Below are 16111 nucleotides of genomic sequence, written 5' to 3'. Positions count from 1 at the left end.
TCCTTTGTTTTTACTCTATAACCGTGAGATAGTCAGGGCTACTTAAGTAAAGTATGTTACCAGTTATAGAGTTTTGTAGCGGACCAATAATGTTGATAACCATTCCAACTTCAAATGTATCAATATTAACACAATCAGCCATAAAGGCTCCTTCTGGATGATAAATGGTAAGTTCATTACCGTTTTGATCTTCTACAATCAAATAGTAAGTAAATTCATCTATTTCTGTAATTTTTGTTATTTCTAATTGATGTAACTCTACTAATTTACCAAATTCATTTTCTGTTAGTGCATCAATAGTAGTTAATTTTGGAATAACTGATGTTATCTCATCAATGACAGTAACATTTCTTGTTAAGTAATCCACTAAATGTAAGCCACCGTAACGTTCTAAATCATAAATTACTTGAACATGTTCTAACTTAATATAATTACCTACTTCTAAAGCAGATGTATCAGTGTAACCTGCATTAATGTAAATACCATACCCATCATTTTCAATAAAGAAATGAATACCTACACGTGCTGTAACAACTCCTTCAACACTAACCCTTCTAAATAGATAATCGTCATAGTTTTTAACTAATGTTTCGATGGAAACAGCTTCACCTATTGCCGAATAATCGAATAGTGGATCAATTTCACCATGGATACGTAGATTGCCCTCAGCAGCTTTAACCCCTGCATCAAACATTAATACTCCGTATTTAAGGCTTATAACACCACGCGCTTGACTGTATGATTCTTCAATAAGTTCTAAGTTTAGTAAACGACCGTCATACCAAATAAATGCTAAGTAACGTCCGTAAGTATCGCGTAATGGTCCATCAAAATTACGTTCTAATACAATTTCTTCAGCTTCTGCTAATTTACCACAGGCAAATAACGTTGCTTGATAACCCCAAGGCTCATACTTATAACTAGCCTCAGGTGTATCCACACCTAAAAACCGAACACGAATTTGAACGTCATCAATTAAAAATTCCGCTGTATCTCCATCTTCACAGCTTACCAATGTCGCAACCCCATAACCATCTTCTAAATAACTTTTGCCTTCATAATTGAAATCAATTGATAAGTTATCTGTTAAAGGGGTCTGTGTATCTGGTTCACCCTTACAAGCTGCAAGGGTGAATACCATTAATACACTAATGAAAATAATGGAAAGTTTTTTTTGTAAAGACATTAACTCAAGCGGTTAATCATAACTTGGAGACGATCATTAATGTTCTCTCCGTTATAAATTGCTTCAAAGAGTTGACCAGCTTCTAAACGTGCACGTGCAGAAGTTACATTACCAGTAAATGCTGGGTCAAAACGATAGAAGTTAACTTGTTGGTAAGCTGCTCTACCAGCCATTGCGAATGGTAATTCGTCTGGATCGGTAGTGTTTAAGAATGCTTGATATTCTGCACTTTCAAATGCTGAAATACGTACAGGTACATAGCCAGTATTTTGAGCAAAGAAACGCGTGTTTTCTGGTGTAGTCATATGTTTAATGAATAACCATGCTGCTAAACGTTCGTAGTCGTTTGCATCACTTGAAACAGCGATGTTTGGACCTTGTTGCATTGCTGAACAGTTTGCAGGAATATTAGTCGCTTCTGGGTCTAGTGGACATGCTTCTTTTTGAACTACAGGAATGATTCCTAATTCAAATACACCAAATTTAGAATTTTGAGTGTTCCCTGGAGTAGGTACATTATAACGCGTACCTGCAGTAGACCCTTGAGTCATACATACATCACCAGCGATAAAGTTGTTTGAACCATAATCTTGATCCCATTCGATTGGGAATACAACAGTGTTATTAGCAAATCTTGCTTGGAAGTAACCTAACATATCTCTTGTTTGTTGGTTGTCTACTAAGATTTCTCCTTCAACATTAGTATAACCTGCACCCCATTGACGAGAGGTGTTAATGAAGAAGTTTGATGATGAGTCTGCATTGAATAAGAATTCACATTGCATTGGACCATCACCAACAATAAGTTCTGCCCATTGATCAAGTTCATCCCAAGTTACAGCCGTTGTACGGTTCATTAAATCAATACCATGATGATCAAATACAGTTTTGTTGTAAGCAACCATTTCAGTTGACTTAGCAAACGGCATTGAGAATAATGTTCCACCAAATTGTGCATTTTCTGCGATAAATCCTTGAACGTAATCATCTAAGTCTACACCATGAATTTCATGGTCAATATAATCGTTAAGTGGCACTAATGCGTTTCCGTTAATGTACCCTGCAAAGTGGTCTGGATACCCAAACATCATTGTAGGTGTCGCACCAGCTGCAATTGCATGAATCATTGATTCACGTAAATTATTGTAGTTTCCTTGACCAGTTTGGGTCAATGTAATGTTTGGATACATTGCTTGGAAACTTTCAAACATTTCATCAATGAGTTCACTATTAGCTTGCCCAAAGGCAGTCCATAGTACAAGTTCGATTTCCATGTCTGCTGGAATTTCGTCTGGAATATCAACGACAACTTCCCCACGACCTGTACCTCCTGTTAAACATGCTGAGAGCACGAATACAAATGTGAATGAAACTAAAAGCATAAAAAATCTTTTCATGTAAAAATTCTCCTCCTTAAAAATTTGTTTTCTATTTTTATTATACTACTTGTAGTATATTTTTGTAGTTAAGTCTCGTTAAGTTACGTTAATTTGTAACTAACCTTTAATACCACTTCGTGATACGCCACGCATGATATATTTTTTAAGTAATAAGAATGTAATTAAGAGTGGTAAAGTTACAAAGAAAGCTGCTGCCATTTGTTGATTAAATAATGTTCTACCAGCTTCGTTTACATAAGTTGCTCCACGTAAACCATTTGAAACTAAACGATGTGAGTCATTAAACTGTGTAACTAAGTTTGGCCATATGAAGGCATTCCATGTACCCATTGCGTTTAATATTGTAATGGTAATGATTGTCGGTTTTGCAATTGGAACCATGATTTTCCATAAATACTTAAGATCACTTGTCCCATCGACTTTAGCTGCGTAATAGAGTTCATTAGGCACTTGTTTAAAGGTTTGTCTTAAGAAGAATATATAGAAGATACTTGTCATAAATGGTAGCGTCATTGCTGCTAATGCTTGCCCAAAGGTTTGATTAGCTACCCACCCTAACCATGATACAGTTAAGAAGTTTGTAATAACGAACATTTCTCCCGGAATCATCATTGTTGCAATTAATAACATGAAGAACGCATCTCTACCTCTAAAGTTTAATCTTGCAAAAGCAAATGATGCAAAAATGGTTGTTAATACAGTCCCAACCGTTGAAATACCTGCAACGATAACCGTATTAAACATATAACGACCATATGGTACTTCACCTGTCATAACTAACCAGTAGTTATTAATTTCCCAGTCACTCGGTCGTAACCATAAACTCGGTGGAATTCTAAAGATGTTTGCTGCGCCTGCTGCAGGGTCGTCAACTTTTAAACTCGTTAGAATCATCCAATAAAATGGAACGATAATGAAAATCGCAAAAAGAGTTAATAGGAAGTAAACGATGCCTTTACGAATTGCTTGTTTTCTTCTAATTTGCTTTTCATTTTCGAACATTACTTCTTGTAATTTTTCTTTTTTCTTTTCAGTCATCATTTTCACCGCCTAGTAATGCACTCGTTTTTTACTAACGTACATGTTAAATAACGTTAGAACGAGTGTCATAAAGAATAGAATAATTGCTGCTGCAGCTGCTTGTGATAGCTTACCGGTACTATCTAGTTCATCTAACGACTTATAGACTAGTCCAACAAGTGTAATTAAGCGGTTTGCATCGCCTCTAGGCCCTAAGTCAACACCAAACATCCCTACGATGGCAGTATACTCTTTAAATGCCCCGATAAATGATGTGATGGTGATGTACATTATCATAGGTGATAATAAAGGAACTGTGATGCGTTTGAAGATTCTAGCACGTGATGCAGAATCAATTCGTGCTGCATCATAATATTGTTTATCGATACTTTGAAGACCGCTTAAGAATACCATAATCTTAAATGCGAGTCCTCCCCAAGTAATAAATACAAGTAATGAAAGCATCGCCATTGTATGGCTTGCGCCAGTACCTACAAAGTTAATTGCTTCTTCTCTACCAAATACTTGGGTTAATAAGAAGTTAATTAATCCATATTCTCTATGGAAGATAACCGCAAACGCCATACCAACCGCAATGGCATTAGTAACATAAGGTAAGAAGAATATGGTTTGGAAAAAGCCTTGAAGTTTTTTAATCGAGTTTAACCAAACCGATAACAATAATGAAATAATTACCGATACTGGCACAGATACAAATACGATAATTAATGTATTCCATAACGCTCTTAAGAATAAGTCATCTCTTAATACACGTAAAAAGTTTTCTGCAAATGTAAACCCATCTGCGGTTCTTAAAAGATAGTTAAAATCCTTTAAGAAAGCTAAGTAAAACGCATTGAATATTGGATAAAACGTAAAGATAATAAGCAAGAATAGTGCTGGTAATAAGTAAAACCAGGCCTTTATATTATGTTTTTCTTCTAACATGGTTAGATGAGTTCTCCAGATTCTGGATCAAATACAAACATCTTGTGTGGTTTTACTGATAACTTAATCTTATCGCCTGGGATAATGCGGTGATCAGCATCTACAATCGCTCTAAATGTTGCGTGTTCATCCAATGGGTTTTTAATAATTAAAGTGGTATCTCTACCAATTGTTTCTACAAATTCTACACTTACTTCAAAATCAGATTTATCTGTGATTTTGAATCCTTCAGGACGAATACCCGCAGTAATGGCTTGATCATTAGCTTTCATACGCCCAATGACTGCTTCCCCAACTTTAATGTTGCCATTTTCGATTTTAGCATCGAAAAGATTAATTGGTGGGCTTCCTAAGAACTTAGCAACAAATAAGTTTTGTGGCTCATCATATACATCTTGAGGCGCACCTTTTTGTTGCATGATACCATCTTTCATTACAACAATCTCATCACTAATACTCATAGCTTCTTCTTGGTCATGTGTAACAAAGATAGTTGTAATTCCAGTTTCTCTTTGAATACGTTTGATTTCTTCACGTGTTTGAAGTCTTAAACGTGCATCTAAGTTTGAAAGTGGTTCATCTAACAATAGAACGCGAGGTTCTTTAACAAGTGCACGTGCAATCGCAACACGCTGTTGTTGTCCACCTGATAATTGTACTGGTTTACGATCTAGTAAATGTCCAATACCTACTAAGTCAGCGTAATATTGAACTTTTTCTAATGCTTGTTCTTTTGGTACTTTTAAGTTTTCTAACGGGAACATAATGTTTTGTCTTACTGTCATATGTGGATATAAAGCATAATTTTGAAATACTAATCCAATCCCACGGTCTTCTGGTGGAACGGTAGTAACATCACTTTCCCCAAAGAAAATTCTTCCTGATGTAGGCTTTAAAAGCCCACAAATCATATAAAGTGTTGTTGATTTCCCACAACCTGAAGGTCCTAATAACCCAATCAGTTTTCCAGCAGGAATCGTAATATCTAAGTCGTTCACGGCAATTGTTTCTTCTTTGTTTTTAGCCTGGAAGACTTTAGTTAGATTTTGCAGTCTAATTTCGATAGTTTCCATTATTTTCTCTCCTAAACCATATTATTTACTCAATGTAACACTACATTATACAATAAAATAAAAGCGTTTTCCACCTTAAATTATATCTTTTTGCCAAGTAATTACTAATGGCTATTTTAAGCCGTAAAATGAAAAAAAGGTGAGTTTTCCCCAACCTTTTTTAACCAAATACACCATTAGAGTATAATAACCAAAGTCCGACTAGGATTCCGACTACTATAATCAATTTTGACAACTTCTTAATTAGTGAAAATAACCCGAGTACGATTATAATGGTGAATATTAATCCACCAACGAGTTGTTCTAAAAAGCTTAATTCTACGATATAGTTATATCCATTATCTATCCACTGACCAACTGGAATGAGCCCTTGTAAGAATTCTAAGATTGGTCCAATAAAAGGAATATCAGGCATAACAATTCACCCCTTTCTAATGACTATACGACAATTATAACAATAAACCTGTGTATATCTTATGAATTTTTGGTGAAATTTTTAATATTTTTTACGCCCATCGATTGCTTTAAAGAGTGTCATGTCATCAGCGTAACTAATATTACCTCCAGCTGGTAACCCATAAGCTATCCTTGTTACTAATATATCCGTATTTTCTAGTAGACGGTGAATGTACATCGCAGTAGTTTCGCCTTCATCACTAAGATTCGTTGCTAAAATAACCTCTTTGTGTACTTCGTCTTTTAAACGGTTGAGTAACGACTTAATACTTATATCATCTGGTCCTATACCATTGCTCGGTGATATCACCCCATTTAATACATGATACATGCCATCATACATGTTAGCTTTTTCTATAACTATGACATCTTTACTTTCTTCTACTACTAATATTTTACTTTTATCTCTTTTATCATCTTTACATATTTCGCACAAGTCTTGATCGGTTAAACTTCCACACACATTACAAGGTTTAATTTCTTGCTTTACTCGATGTAATGCATCCATAAATGCGATAATATCTTCTTCATCAAAGTGATTAATAGTATAGAAAGCATAGCGTTCTGCTGTTTTTTTCCCAATACCTGGATATCGCATGAAACTTTCTATTAATTGATGAATCGAATCTGGATATTTCACAGTGCTTAAAACATTCCCGGCATACCGCCAAGACCTTGTGAAAATTGTCCCATTGTTGCTTGTGTTTCTTCATCAATTTTTCTCATGCAATCATTAACAGCTGCAATAATAGTATCTTGTAACATATCAAAGTCTTCAGGTAAATCAAAGGCTTCTTCAGAAATCGTAATACGTTGCATTTCTTTAGCGCCGTTAAACTCTACTTCTACCGCTTTACCTCCAGCGGTTCCGTAAAAGATTGATGCTTCTAATTCTTTTTGTGCTTTAACCATATCTTTTTGCATTTGTTGTAATTTCTTGATCATTGCTGGATTCATTATTATTCTCCTCTCTTAACTTTAACGATATCTCCAAATATATCTTTTGCTTCTTTTAAACTATCTGATTCTATATCTTCAAATGATTCATCTTCTTGTGGAATTTCTACTAATCTTGGATGATTAATTGGGGTTAATTTAACAAACTCATCTGCAGATTTTTTTTGCTTGAACTTTTTAATAAACTCATGTTGGATAGAATCCCATAGATCGTTTGGAATAGCCAGAAACATGATCTTTCTACCAAAGTAATCTTCTAACACATCTACAAGTTTCTTACGGATTTCAGCCGTCATTAAACGATTACACATCGCATAACTATCATAAGTTACAATTAACATAACTCCATTTGTAGCGACTAAAGTTCCTTCAGTAATCATTTTAGCATACTTCATTGTCTCAGAATCAACATGTCGCTCAATATCAAACCATTTCTTAACCATGTCAATTTTGATTTCTCTATCACCTGTATGTAAAACATCTTCAACGTAATGAATATCAAAGGTTTTATAGTTTTTCTTAGCGTACTTGTGATATAAAATCGCAAACTTATCTTTTGGTTCGTTTTCTGGTAAAGGCTCAGCTTTGACCGATACAGGTTCAGTCTCAATGACATCTTTTTCATTCTCTTCTTCGTTTGATTCATCCTCGGTCAATATTTTTTGATCTTCATTTGATTTAATGTCTACGCTGTTATCTTCTTCATCATCTTTAAAAATTGCTTTAATGCGTTCTTGTTCTAGGTCTTCTTCTGGTTCAAACTTAGCATTATCCATACGTTCTTCTAAACGTTCGTATGCCTCGTGTAAGCTGTGAAATGCTTCTTCTAATTTTTGAACTTTTTCAAGTGCATAAGTTTCTTTCTTTAACTCTTTATCAACCATTTTAACAAATGCCAATTCTAAGTAAAGTTTTGCGTTTCCTGCATAACGTATTTTTTGTTGTATATCATGTAAGATATCAATGTAGTAAAATACACGTGCATTGCTTAAATTTTCGAGTAATTTTTTAAATGAATCGTGTTTATACAACACTTTTAAATCGTCGGTTACTTCAGTATTTTTAGCCATTAATAAATCGCGATAAAATTTAATAAAATCATCGATTAGTTTTTGACTTTCTTTTCCTGATGCTATGAGCCTATCAAGAACTTCCATTGCTTCGATGACATTATCATTTTCAAGTGCTATAGCTATTTGAATGATATCCTCGTGTGAGATTGAACCTCTTATTGCATGAACGTCGTTAACAGAAATTTTTTCGTCACTATAAGAATTTACTTGATCAAGTAATCCAATAGCATCACGCATACCACCCTCAGCACTTTCTGCGATTAATTGAATTGCGTCTTCTTCTATTTCTATAGATTCCTTTTCAATTATTTCATGAAGTTTTCCCAACATTTCAGTTAAACTTATTCCTCTAAAATCAAAACGCTGACAACGCGAATGTATCGTTGCAGGAATTTTATGAGGCTCTGTAGTTGCTAATATAAAAATAACATGTTTTGGTGGTTCTTCTAATGTTTTTAACAGTGCATTGAATGCTCCTGTTGAGAGCATATGTACCTCATCAATAATATAAACTTTAAATTTTCCAGTTCCTGGTAAATATTTAACTTTATCCCTTATTTCACGGATTTCATCGACCCCGTTATTACTAGCTGCGTCAATTTCAATAACATCGTTAATTAGGTTTTTATCAATGCCTACACAGGTGTCACAAACATTACAAGGATTCGCTACAGGTGAGTGTTCACAATTAACCGCCTTAGCAATTATCTTAGCAATACTTGTTTTTCCTGTACCTCTTGGACCACTGAATAAATACGCATGGGCTAACTTATCGTTAATCAATGCGTTTTTAAATGTTTTAGTTATATGTTCTTGTCCCGCAACTTCATCAAAGTCCTTAGGACGATATGTACGGTAAAGTGCTTGATAAGCCATGCGCATCTTCCCCTTTTATTTATCGTTATGTTGCTTTAAAATTTTGGTCTCTCTTATAATGATTTGTACTGCTTGATATTCTTTTGTTGATGGATCAAACTTTTGGCTAAGTTTATCATAATTAATTTCAGCTGATTCACCATCTTTATAGATAGTATAAGCATCAAATAATGCTTTCTGAAACTTCTCGTGTTCTCTTAATCTACGAAAATCTTCAACTTCAAAGTTCAACTCTTCTTTAACAAATTTAGACATATGTAAAACGAAACTTTGTTCTTCGTTTTGCTTATCGAGTTTTTTAAACATTTTTGAAGTAACTCTTCTGTAAAAAAAGAGTGTTATGACTACAAAGAATGGATAAGGCCAATAACTTGAAATCCAATCGATGTACTCTAACCCACCTCTTCTGCCCGGAAACAATCCATAAATTGCCACCCCAGCACTAATCGCCACAAATATAAGTACATAATACATAACGCTTTCTTTATTTCTTCGGTTTTTGTTCATGTCATCACCCGGTTTCTATTATACACTAAAAGGTCAGTTTATGGTATACTAAATTAGGGTGATAATGATGAAAAACGATACAATAGCTGCTATCTCTACAGCCCTTGGACAAAGTGCCATAAACATTGTAAGAATGAGCGGCGATGATGCTATAAATATAATAAACAAACTATTTGTTGGTAAAGATTTATCTTTAGTAACTTCCCATACTATTCATTATGGGAAGTTCGTTGAAGATAAGACTGTATTAGATGAAGTATTAGTGAGTGTTTTCAGAGCGCCAAAAACATTTACTAGAGAAGATCTAGTTGAAATTAACTGTCATGGTGGTGCCTACGTAGCTCAAAGAATATTAGAAGCTTTACTAAATAAAGGGGCAAGGTTAGCTGATAAAGGTGAGTTTACTGAGCGTGCATATTTAAATGGCAGAATAGATCTTACTCAAGCAGAAAGTATTATGGACATTATAGAAGCACGATCACACTTAAGTTTAGCCTTAGCCAATAAAGGCTTAGATGGTAAAATTTATGAACTCATCGTATCTCTTAGAGAAGAACTTTTAGATATTATTGCTCAAATTGAAGTGAATATTGACTATCCAGAATATGATGATGTTGAAGAATTAACCAATCAAATTATCGTTCCAAAAACTGAATTATTACTTGAAAAAGTAGAGATTATTTTAGAAAAAGCACATGATGGCCAAATCATTCGTGAAGGTGTGAAAACTGCGATTATAGGTAGACCAAACGTAGGTAAATCTAGTTTGCTAAACGTTTTATTAGGTGAAGAACGGGCTATTGTAACTGAAATACAAGGAACTACAAGGGATACCATTGAAGGAACAATTAATTTGGGTGGCATAATTTTACATTTAATCGATACTGCAGGCATTAGAGAATCAGAAGATATTGTTGAACGTATTGGTATTAAAAAAGCTAAAGAGGTTATTAATCAAGCACAGCTGGTATTATTCATGCTTAATAATAACGAGCCACTAAATGAGGACGATTTAAAGTTATTAGATATAACTGAAAAGAAAAAACGTATAGTAATTATTAATAAAATTGATTTAGAAAGCAAAATTGGTAGAGTATTTGAAAACAGCGTTTCTATTAGCGCCTTAAATAAGGTTAATATAGACATACTCGAATCAACAATAAAATCAATGTTTTTAAGCGGAAAAATCGATTTAGATGATCAGACTTACTTATCAAACACTAGACATATTGCAAAAATGCAAATCGTTAAGCAATCTTTGTTGGACGCAATTGAAACTGCCTATGATCAAATGCCAGTAGATATGGTTGAAATCGATTTGAAAAATGCTTGGGATGCTTTAGGTGAAATTATTGGAGAAACCAAGTCAACCGCACTTTTGGATGAACTATTTTCTAAGTTTTGTTTAGGTAAATAAAAAGGAATGTTTCACGTGAAACATTCCTGTTTTTTTGGCTAGAAATCGTCGTTAAAGTGGTACATCTTACCATCTTTTTCCCACGCTAATACATTGTCTAAGTTAACATTTGCGGCTGCACGGAAAATTGATTTATCAATATCTTTGTGCACTTCTTTAAGTGTTTTAATCAAATCTTTCATTTCTTTTCTTTTAGACGCTGTGTGCCCTGCAGCAACATCACATCCACAGTCCATGGCATATATCTCATTACCCTCCATAATTTTTCTTACACTTTTTTCTTTAATAAAATACATTGGACGAATGAGGTCGATGCCTTCAAAGTTTTTAGATCTTACTCGCGGAAGCATTGTTTTGAATGTTCCGGAATAAAATAAATTAAGTAACGTTGTTTCGATTACATCATCAAAATGATGTCCTAAAGCCATTTTATTGCATCCATATTTCTCTGCCATACTATACAAAAATCCTCTACGCATTCTTGCGCACATATAACAAGGATAGTCTTTTGATATTTCACTTACTACTTTAAATATGTTATAGGGTTCGATAATTAGGTCAATGTCTAGTAATTCAGCTGTATGTTTTAATAAATCCATATTACTGTCTGAGTATCCAGGATTCATTGATACAAACACAACATCAAACTTAACCAGTGGATGTTTTTTTAATTCTTGAAACAATTTAGCCATTAAAAACGAGTCTTTTCCACCACTCATAGCCACAAGAACTTTATCGCCATTTTGTAGTAAATCAAAGGTTTTAATCCCTTTGATGAACTTTGACCAAATGTCTTTTCTGTACTTTTTTATGATATCTTTTTCTAATTGTTTTGCAATATTTTCCATATAATCACCTCATAAACATAGACTAGTATACTTTATATTCGTTCATATGCAATAACAAAAAAAATAATTAAAAATAATTATATTGAAATTTCTATAATTTAGGGTTATACTTGAGTTATAACAAAATAATTTTTATGGAGGTGAATTTATGTCATTTGTCTGGGCATCTAAAAAGCCTAACGAAGGTGTTGCAACACTTTATGAATCAAACATTACTTTAAATAAGAGTGCCAGTACCCATTTTGACCATGCTTACAATGTTCTACTCGGCATTGATTATGAGCGAAAACGCATTGCGGTCAAGCCAATTTCAAAACAAGAATACGAACGTGGGGCAATACCTGAAGAGAAACGTCATAAAATTACTGTAAGACCTAGTTATGCTCGCGTGTGTAATAAAAAGTTTATGAAAGAAGTTGCTGAACTTGCCAGTTTAGATTTAAATGATAATCAAGCTTATAAATTTAAAACTATTTGGAGTAAAGCTGATCAAGCATTGATCATCGACTTAACCCAACCCGAGGAGGTATTATAATATGACACTATTAACTACTATGCCGTTAGGCGCATTATTAATCTTATTTTGGTTTGTAATCATTATTGTGGCTGCATTCATTGAGATTAACACGATGGATTTAACCAGTATATGGTTTAGTGTCGGTGCATTAATCGCCTTCATTTTATCTATAATTGGGTTTAATATTTTATGGCAATTTTTCGCGTTTCTTGGTGTTTCAATTTTACTATTGCTTTCGGTTCGACCGCTCGCCAAAAATTACTTTAGAACGAATGTTGTAAATACCAATGCAGATCGATTGATTGGTAAACAAGCCACTTGTACAAAAGAAATTAAACCCGGTGACCGTGGCGAAGTTAAAGTTGATGGACAATTTTGGACAGCCATCACAGCTGGTGATGATGTTGTATTAGTTAATGAAAAAGTTGAAATTTTAGCAATTGAGGGCGTTAAATTAATTGTGGTTAAACTATGAATGCAGGCTTCATAAGACGTAGTTTAGCATTTGTCGCTGACTTTATTGTCATCATGAGTATTACAGTTGTCAGCTTTCAATTGATTGGTAGACCGCTCTTTGCAAGCCGTGTTGATACAGATGCATTTGAAAGAATACCTGAACTGCAGATTCAATACCGTGAAGAACTAATAACCATTGAAGACAACTATTATGACAACATCATTAACGAAGAAGAATATAACGAACAAAAAGAAGCCTTAGCTGAATATTATTATGAAACTTATCCTGTTGAATGGAACTTAAGAGATGATTACATTAATTATAGTGTTTTTTATTTCGTAATTGCCTTTTTAGTCATTAATGCACTATATATGATTATAACTAAAGGCCACTCAGTAGGTAGAAAACTAGTTAAGTTAAAACTTTCAGGCAATGTCACAATACTTAGTATTTTACTAAGAGAAATTTTCTGGAAATATGTGTTTTGGGGACTCACTTTAGGAATTGGATTGTTTATAGATATGTACATGATAATCCTGACCCATAACCGAAAAACACTACGTGATCATTTTTCAAAAACAAGGGTAATTTTAGACGATATCGTCTATCCATTTTAATAAAAAATATATAGGAGGAACAAGTTATGCCATTTGGTTGGATATTTTTAATTATTTTAGTCATCATAGTTTTAATTTATTTAGGAACAAGATTTACAGTAGTTACACAAGCAAACAGATTCATTGTAGAACGTTTAGGTCGTTATATTGAGACTTGGGACGTAGGAATTCACTTCTTATGGCCGTTCGTAGACCGTGTTAAGATGAAAGTCTCAATTAAGGAGCAAGTCGTTGACTTTGCCCCACAGCCGGTTATTACAAAAGATAATGTTACTATGCAAATTGATACTGTTGTTTTCTTCCAAATTACAGATCCAAAACTATTTACTTACGGGGTTGATTACCCAATTAAAGCAATTGAAAACTTAACTGCGACAACTTTACGTAATATTATCGGGGATCTTGAACTTGATGAATCATTAACTTCACGTGATTTAATCAATGAAAAGATGAGAATGATTCTAGATGAAGCTACTGACCCATGGGGAATTAAAATTAACCGTGTCGAGCTTAAAAACATCATTCCACCTAAAGATATTCGTGAAGCGATGGAAAAACAAATGCGTGCAGAACGTGAAAAACGTCAATCCATCCTTATTGCTGAAGGTAACAAGCGCTCAGCTATCCTAAACGCTGAGGGTGAACGTGAAGCAAGAATTTTATCAGCTGACGGTGAAAAACAAACACGTATTTTAGAGGCTGAAGGTAAAGCAGAAGCAATTTTAACTGTTCAGTCTGCAACTGCTAAAGGTATTGAAATGATTCGTAAAGCTGGTGCTGATGAAGCATTCTTACGTCTTGAAGCTTATAAAGCATTTGAAAAAATTGCTGATGGACAAGCTACTAAACTAATCATCCCTTCAGATATGCAAGGCATGATCGGTATGGCATCATCAATTGCCGAAGCATTAAATATTGAACCAAAAAAGAAATAAGTCCTAAAAGAGCCCTTAATAAGGCTCTTTTTTTATTTGTGAAAGTACGAAACTTGACATGAAAACCATTTTTATATATAATATGTAAACGAATGAAAGTTTTTTAAAATATGCGATCTATTTCTAACAATCATAAATAAAATATAGCTTTTTTGATAGGTTGGAGGTGAGAGAAATGAGATCCATTCATTCCATACTAAACACCGCAAGACACTTGTTTTTCTTACTGTGTCTTGGGTAACTAACAAGGAGATGATACTATGAAAAAAGTACAAAAAAGAAGTACAGTAACTAGATTATTAGAGACATTAGAAAACTATTATAGTCAAACATTACGTATTGAATTATCTGACACTATCAAAAAAGCATAAATATACTTACTTTGTAAGCAAAATAAAGGCATCCATTTGGATGCCTTTTTGAATTTAATTAGAATTCACAGTTTCTAGGGGTTCTCGGGAACGGTATAACATCACGAATATTTTCAACACCAGTCATATACATTAACATTCTATCAAATCCTAATCCATATCCTGCATGTGGCGTGGTTCCGTATTTTCTTAAATCTAAATACCACCATAATTCTTCTTCATTAATTCCCATTTCGTGCATGCGTTTCTTTAAATAATCTAAACGTTCTTCACGTTGACTTCCACCGATTAACTCTCCCGAACCAGGAACAAGTAAATCCATTGCAGCAACTGTTTCATTGTCATCATTCATGCGCATATAAAATGCTTTAATTCCTTTTGGCCAATCAATGACAAATACAGGACCATCAAAATGTGTAACTAAATATTTTTCGTGTTCAGTAGCTAAATCTTGTCCATGTTCAGGTTTGTTTTCAAATTTAACATTCGCATTAATTAAGATATCAATTGCTTCTTTATGTGTAATACGTTTAAATGACGAATTTACAACATTTTCGAGTTTTTTCAGTAAACCTTTTTGAACAAATTTATCAAAGAACGCCATCTCTTTTGGTGCGCGTTCTAGTACATATTTGATAATATATTTAACCATTTCTTCAGCTAAATTCATATCGTCATTCAAATCGGCAAAGGCAATTTCAGGTTCTATCATCCAAAATTCTGATGCATGTGTCGTAGTATTTGACTTTTCAGCTCTAAATGTGGGACCGAATGTGTACACATTTTTAAACGCCTGGGCAAATACTTCTGCTTGTAATTGTCCAGAAACAGTTAAATTAGCTGCTTTTTGGAAAAAATCTTGTTTAAAATCAATAACGCCCTCTTCGGTTTTAGGAATATGGTTTAAATTTAATGTTGTAACTTTAAACATCTCTCCTGCACCTTCTGCATCACTCGCAGTTATGATTGGACTAGCGACATGGATAAAATCACGTTCTTGAAAGAAAGTGTGAATGGCATGGTTAAGAATACTTCTAACTCTAAACACTGCTGTAAATAGATTCGTTCTAGGTCTTAAATGCGCATTTTCTCTTAAAAATTCACGTGAATGACGCTTTGGTTGCATTGGGTAATCTTCAGTAGAGGCACCAATTAACTCAATACTTTCAGCATTAATTTCAAAAGGCTGTTTCATTGAAGGCGTCACAATAACCGTTCCAACAACTTTAATACTCGCCCCAATACCAATTTTTTGAACGTCCTTATAGGCTTCTAATTTTTTATCTTCATAAACCACTTGTATCGTTTCAAAAAACGATCCATCATTTAAGTCAATAAATCCAAACGATTTTTGTGATCGATGATTACGGACCCAACCGTGTAAAACCACTTCTTTTTGATCATATGCCTCTTGTTGTGCATACAAATGTTTAACACTAATTTTCATAATATT

17 protein-coding genes are annotated in these 16111 nt (G+C 33.9%); 5 read left to right on the top strand and 12 right to left on the bottom strand.

Translation table 11 applies throughout. From position 1 onward, the window contains the following. Nucleotides 1–10 precede the first annotated feature (10 nt). The 10 genes from ACHAJD_RS06055 to ACHAJD_RS06010 all read right to left on the bottom strand — a co-directional run bounded on the left by ACHAJD_RS06055 (nucleotide 11) and on the right by ACHAJD_RS06010 (nucleotide 9496). On the bottom strand, nucleotides 11–1186 hold the full coding sequence (locus tag ACHAJD_RS06055; protein WP_435584972.1) for a thermonuclease family protein: 1176 nt from the start codon (nucleotides 1184–1186) through the stop codon (nucleotides 11–13). After that, nucleotides 1186–2583 carry an extracellular solute-binding protein gene (locus ACHAJD_RS06050; RefSeq protein WP_435584971.1) on the bottom strand — a complete coding sequence of 466 codons (1398 nt, stop codon included), beginning with the start codon at nucleotides 2581–2583 and terminating at the stop codon, nucleotides 1186–1188. The genes ACHAJD_RS06055 and ACHAJD_RS06050 overlap by 1 nt, the downstream gene beginning before the upstream one ends. A gap of 99 nt (nucleotides 2584–2682) precedes the next feature. Next, complete coding sequence (locus tag ACHAJD_RS06045; protein ID WP_435584970.1) at nucleotides 2683–3624, bottom strand: carbohydrate ABC transporter permease; 942 nt, start codon at nucleotides 3622–3624, stop codon at nucleotides 2683–2685. Between the two features lie 12 nt (nucleotides 3625–3636). Continuing rightward, nucleotides 3637–4554 (bottom strand): carbohydrate ABC transporter permease, encoded by a 918-nt coding sequence (locus ACHAJD_RS06040; protein WP_435584969.1) that lies wholly within the window; start codon nucleotides 4552–4554, stop codon nucleotides 3637–3639. Nucleotides 4555–4556: 2 nt separating this feature from the next. After that, on the bottom strand, nucleotides 4557–5618 hold the full coding sequence (locus ACHAJD_RS06035; RefSeq protein ID WP_435584992.1) for an ABC transporter ATP-binding protein: 1062 nt from the start codon (nucleotides 5616–5618) through the stop codon (nucleotides 4557–4559). A gap of 169 nt (nucleotides 5619–5787) precedes the next feature. Next, the gene (locus ACHAJD_RS06030; protein WP_435584968.1) at nucleotides 5788–6042 is read right to left on the bottom strand and encodes a hypothetical protein; all 255 of its coding nucleotides are present in this window, start codon (nucleotides 6040–6042) and stop codon (nucleotides 5788–5790) included. A gap of 81 nt (nucleotides 6043–6123) precedes the next feature. After that, nucleotides 6124–6723, bottom strand: a complete 600-nt coding sequence (gene recR, locus ACHAJD_RS06025) for a recombination mediator RecR (protein ID WP_435584967.1) — start codon at nucleotides 6721–6723, stop codon at nucleotides 6124–6126. A gap of 5 nt (nucleotides 6724–6728) precedes the next feature. Further along, complete coding sequence (locus tag ACHAJD_RS06020; RefSeq protein ID WP_435584966.1) at nucleotides 6729–7040, bottom strand: YbaB/EbfC family nucleoid-associated protein; 312 nt, start codon at nucleotides 7038–7040, stop codon at nucleotides 6729–6731. A gap of 2 nt (nucleotides 7041–7042) precedes the next feature. Then, entirely contained in the window at nucleotides 7043–8989 is a 1947-nt protein-coding gene (gene dnaX / locus ACHAJD_RS06015; RefSeq protein ID WP_435584965.1) for a DNA polymerase III subunit gamma/tau, read from the bottom strand. Between the two features lie 15 nt (nucleotides 8990–9004). After that, nucleotides 9005–9496, bottom strand: coding sequence for a hypothetical protein (locus tag ACHAJD_RS06010; RefSeq protein WP_435584964.1), 492 nt, complete (start codon nucleotides 9494–9496; stop codon nucleotides 9005–9007). A gap of 52 nt (nucleotides 9497–9548) precedes the next feature. Here ACHAJD_RS06010 and mnmE point away from each other — a divergent pair, with 52 nt between their 5' ends. Further along, nucleotides 9549–10913: a tRNA uridine-5-carboxymethylaminomethyl(34) synthesis GTPase MnmE gene (mnmE, locus tag ACHAJD_RS06005; protein ID WP_435584991.1), complete on the top strand. Its 1365-nt coding sequence runs from the start codon at nucleotides 9549–9551 to the stop codon at nucleotides 10911–10913. A 38-nt stretch (nucleotides 10914–10951) separates the two neighbouring features. On the opposite strand, the gene ACHAJD_RS06000 is transcribed toward mnmE, so the two are convergent. After that, nucleotides 10952–11761 (bottom strand): tRNA 2-thiocytidine biosynthesis TtcA family protein, encoded by an 810-nt coding sequence (locus ACHAJD_RS06000; RefSeq protein ID WP_435584963.1) that lies wholly within the window; start codon nucleotides 11759–11761, stop codon nucleotides 10952–10954. A gap of 148 nt (nucleotides 11762–11909) precedes the next feature. On the opposite strand from ACHAJD_RS06000, the gene ACHAJD_RS05995 reads away from it, so the two are divergent. The 4 genes from ACHAJD_RS05995 to ACHAJD_RS05980 are packed head-to-tail and all read left to right on the top strand — an operon-like array spanning nucleotide 11910 to nucleotide 14287. Beyond that, the gene (locus tag ACHAJD_RS05995) at nucleotides 11910–12296 is read left to right on the top strand and encodes a hypothetical protein (RefSeq protein ID WP_435584962.1); all 387 of its coding nucleotides are present in this window, start codon (nucleotides 11910–11912) and stop codon (nucleotides 12294–12296) included. A 1-nt stretch (nucleotide 12297) separates the two neighbouring features. Beyond that, nucleotides 12298–12753: an NfeD family protein gene (locus ACHAJD_RS05990; RefSeq protein ID WP_435584961.1), complete on the top strand. Its 456-nt coding sequence runs from the start codon at nucleotides 12298–12300 to the stop codon at nucleotides 12751–12753. After that, a complete protein-coding gene (locus tag ACHAJD_RS05985) occupies nucleotides 12750–13352 on the top strand; it encodes an RDD family protein (protein ID WP_435584960.1) in 603 nt (200 codons plus the stop codon). The genes ACHAJD_RS05990 and ACHAJD_RS05985 overlap by 4 nt, the downstream gene beginning before the upstream one ends. Nucleotides 13353–13378: 26 nt before the next feature. After that, nucleotides 13379–14287, top strand: a complete 909-nt coding sequence (locus tag ACHAJD_RS05980) for an SPFH domain-containing protein (RefSeq protein WP_435584959.1) — start codon at nucleotides 13379–13381, stop codon at nucleotides 14285–14287. A 429-nt stretch (nucleotides 14288–14716) separates the two neighbouring features. On the opposite strand, the gene asnS is transcribed toward ACHAJD_RS05980, so the two are convergent. Next, entirely contained in the window at nucleotides 14717–16105 is a 1389-nt protein-coding gene (gene asnS, locus ACHAJD_RS05975) for an asparagine--tRNA ligase (protein ID WP_435584990.1), read from the bottom strand. Nucleotides 16106–16111: the final 6 nt, after the last annotated feature.

It is taken from the genome of Liberiplasma polymorphum, assembly GCF_043951795.1.
GTDB lineage: Bacteria > Bacillota_I > Bacilli_A > Izemoplasmatales > Izemoplasmataceae > Liberiplasma > Liberiplasma polymorphum.
Note: the sequence above shows the minus strand (reverse complement) of the source record. Positions and strands in the feature narration are given on the sequence as shown.

Bases quoted from the DNA above. Each gene is read 5' to 3' on its own strand.
- asnS (WP_435584990.1), bottom strand. From the start codon at position 16,105: ATGAAAATTAGTGTTAAACATTTGTATGCACAACAAGAGGCATATGAT.
- ACHAJD_RS06050 (WP_435584971.1), bottom strand. From the start codon at position 2,583: ATGAAAAGATTTTTTATGCTTTTAGTTTCATTCACATTTGTATTCGTG.
- ACHAJD_RS06030 (WP_435584968.1), bottom strand. From the start codon at position 6,042: ATGCCTGATATTCCTTTTATTGGACCAATCTTAGAATTCTTACAAGGG.
- ACHAJD_RS05990 (WP_435584961.1), top strand. From the start codon at position 12,298: ATGACACTATTAACTACTATGCCGTTAGGCGCATTATTAATCTTATTT.
- dnaX (WP_435584965.1), bottom strand. From the start codon at position 8,989: ATGGCTTATCAAGCACTTTACCGTACATATCGTCCTAAGGACTTTGAT.
- ACHAJD_RS06040 (WP_435584969.1), bottom strand. From the start codon at position 4,554: ATGTTAGAAGAAAAACATAATATAAAGGCCTGGTTTTACTTATTACCA.
- ACHAJD_RS06000 (WP_435584963.1), bottom strand. From the start codon at position 11,761: ATGGAAAATATTGCAAAACAATTAGAAAAAGATATCATAAAAAAGTAC.
- ACHAJD_RS06010 (WP_435584964.1), bottom strand. From the start codon at position 9,496: ATGAACAAAAACCGAAGAAATAAAGAAAGCGTTATGTATTATGTACTT.
- ACHAJD_RS06020 (WP_435584966.1), bottom strand. From the start codon at position 7,040: ATGAATCCAGCAATGATCAAGAAATTACAACAAATGCAAAAAGATATG.
- ACHAJD_RS05980 (WP_435584959.1), top strand. From the start codon at position 13,379: ATGCCATTTGGTTGGATATTTTTAATTATTTTAGTCATCATAGTTTTA.
- ACHAJD_RS06055 (WP_435584972.1), bottom strand. From the start codon at position 1,186: ATGTCTTTACAAAAAAAACTTTCCATTATTTTCATTAGTGTATTAATG.
- ACHAJD_RS06045 (WP_435584970.1), bottom strand. From the start codon at position 3,624: ATGACTGAAAAGAAAAAAGAAAAATTACAAGAAGTAATGTTCGAAAAT.
- ACHAJD_RS05995 (WP_435584962.1), top strand. From the start codon at position 11,910: ATGTCATTTGTCTGGGCATCTAAAAAGCCTAACGAAGGTGTTGCAACA.
- ACHAJD_RS05985 (WP_435584960.1), top strand. From the start codon at position 12,750: ATGAATGCAGGCTTCATAAGACGTAGTTTAGCATTTGTCGCTGACTTT.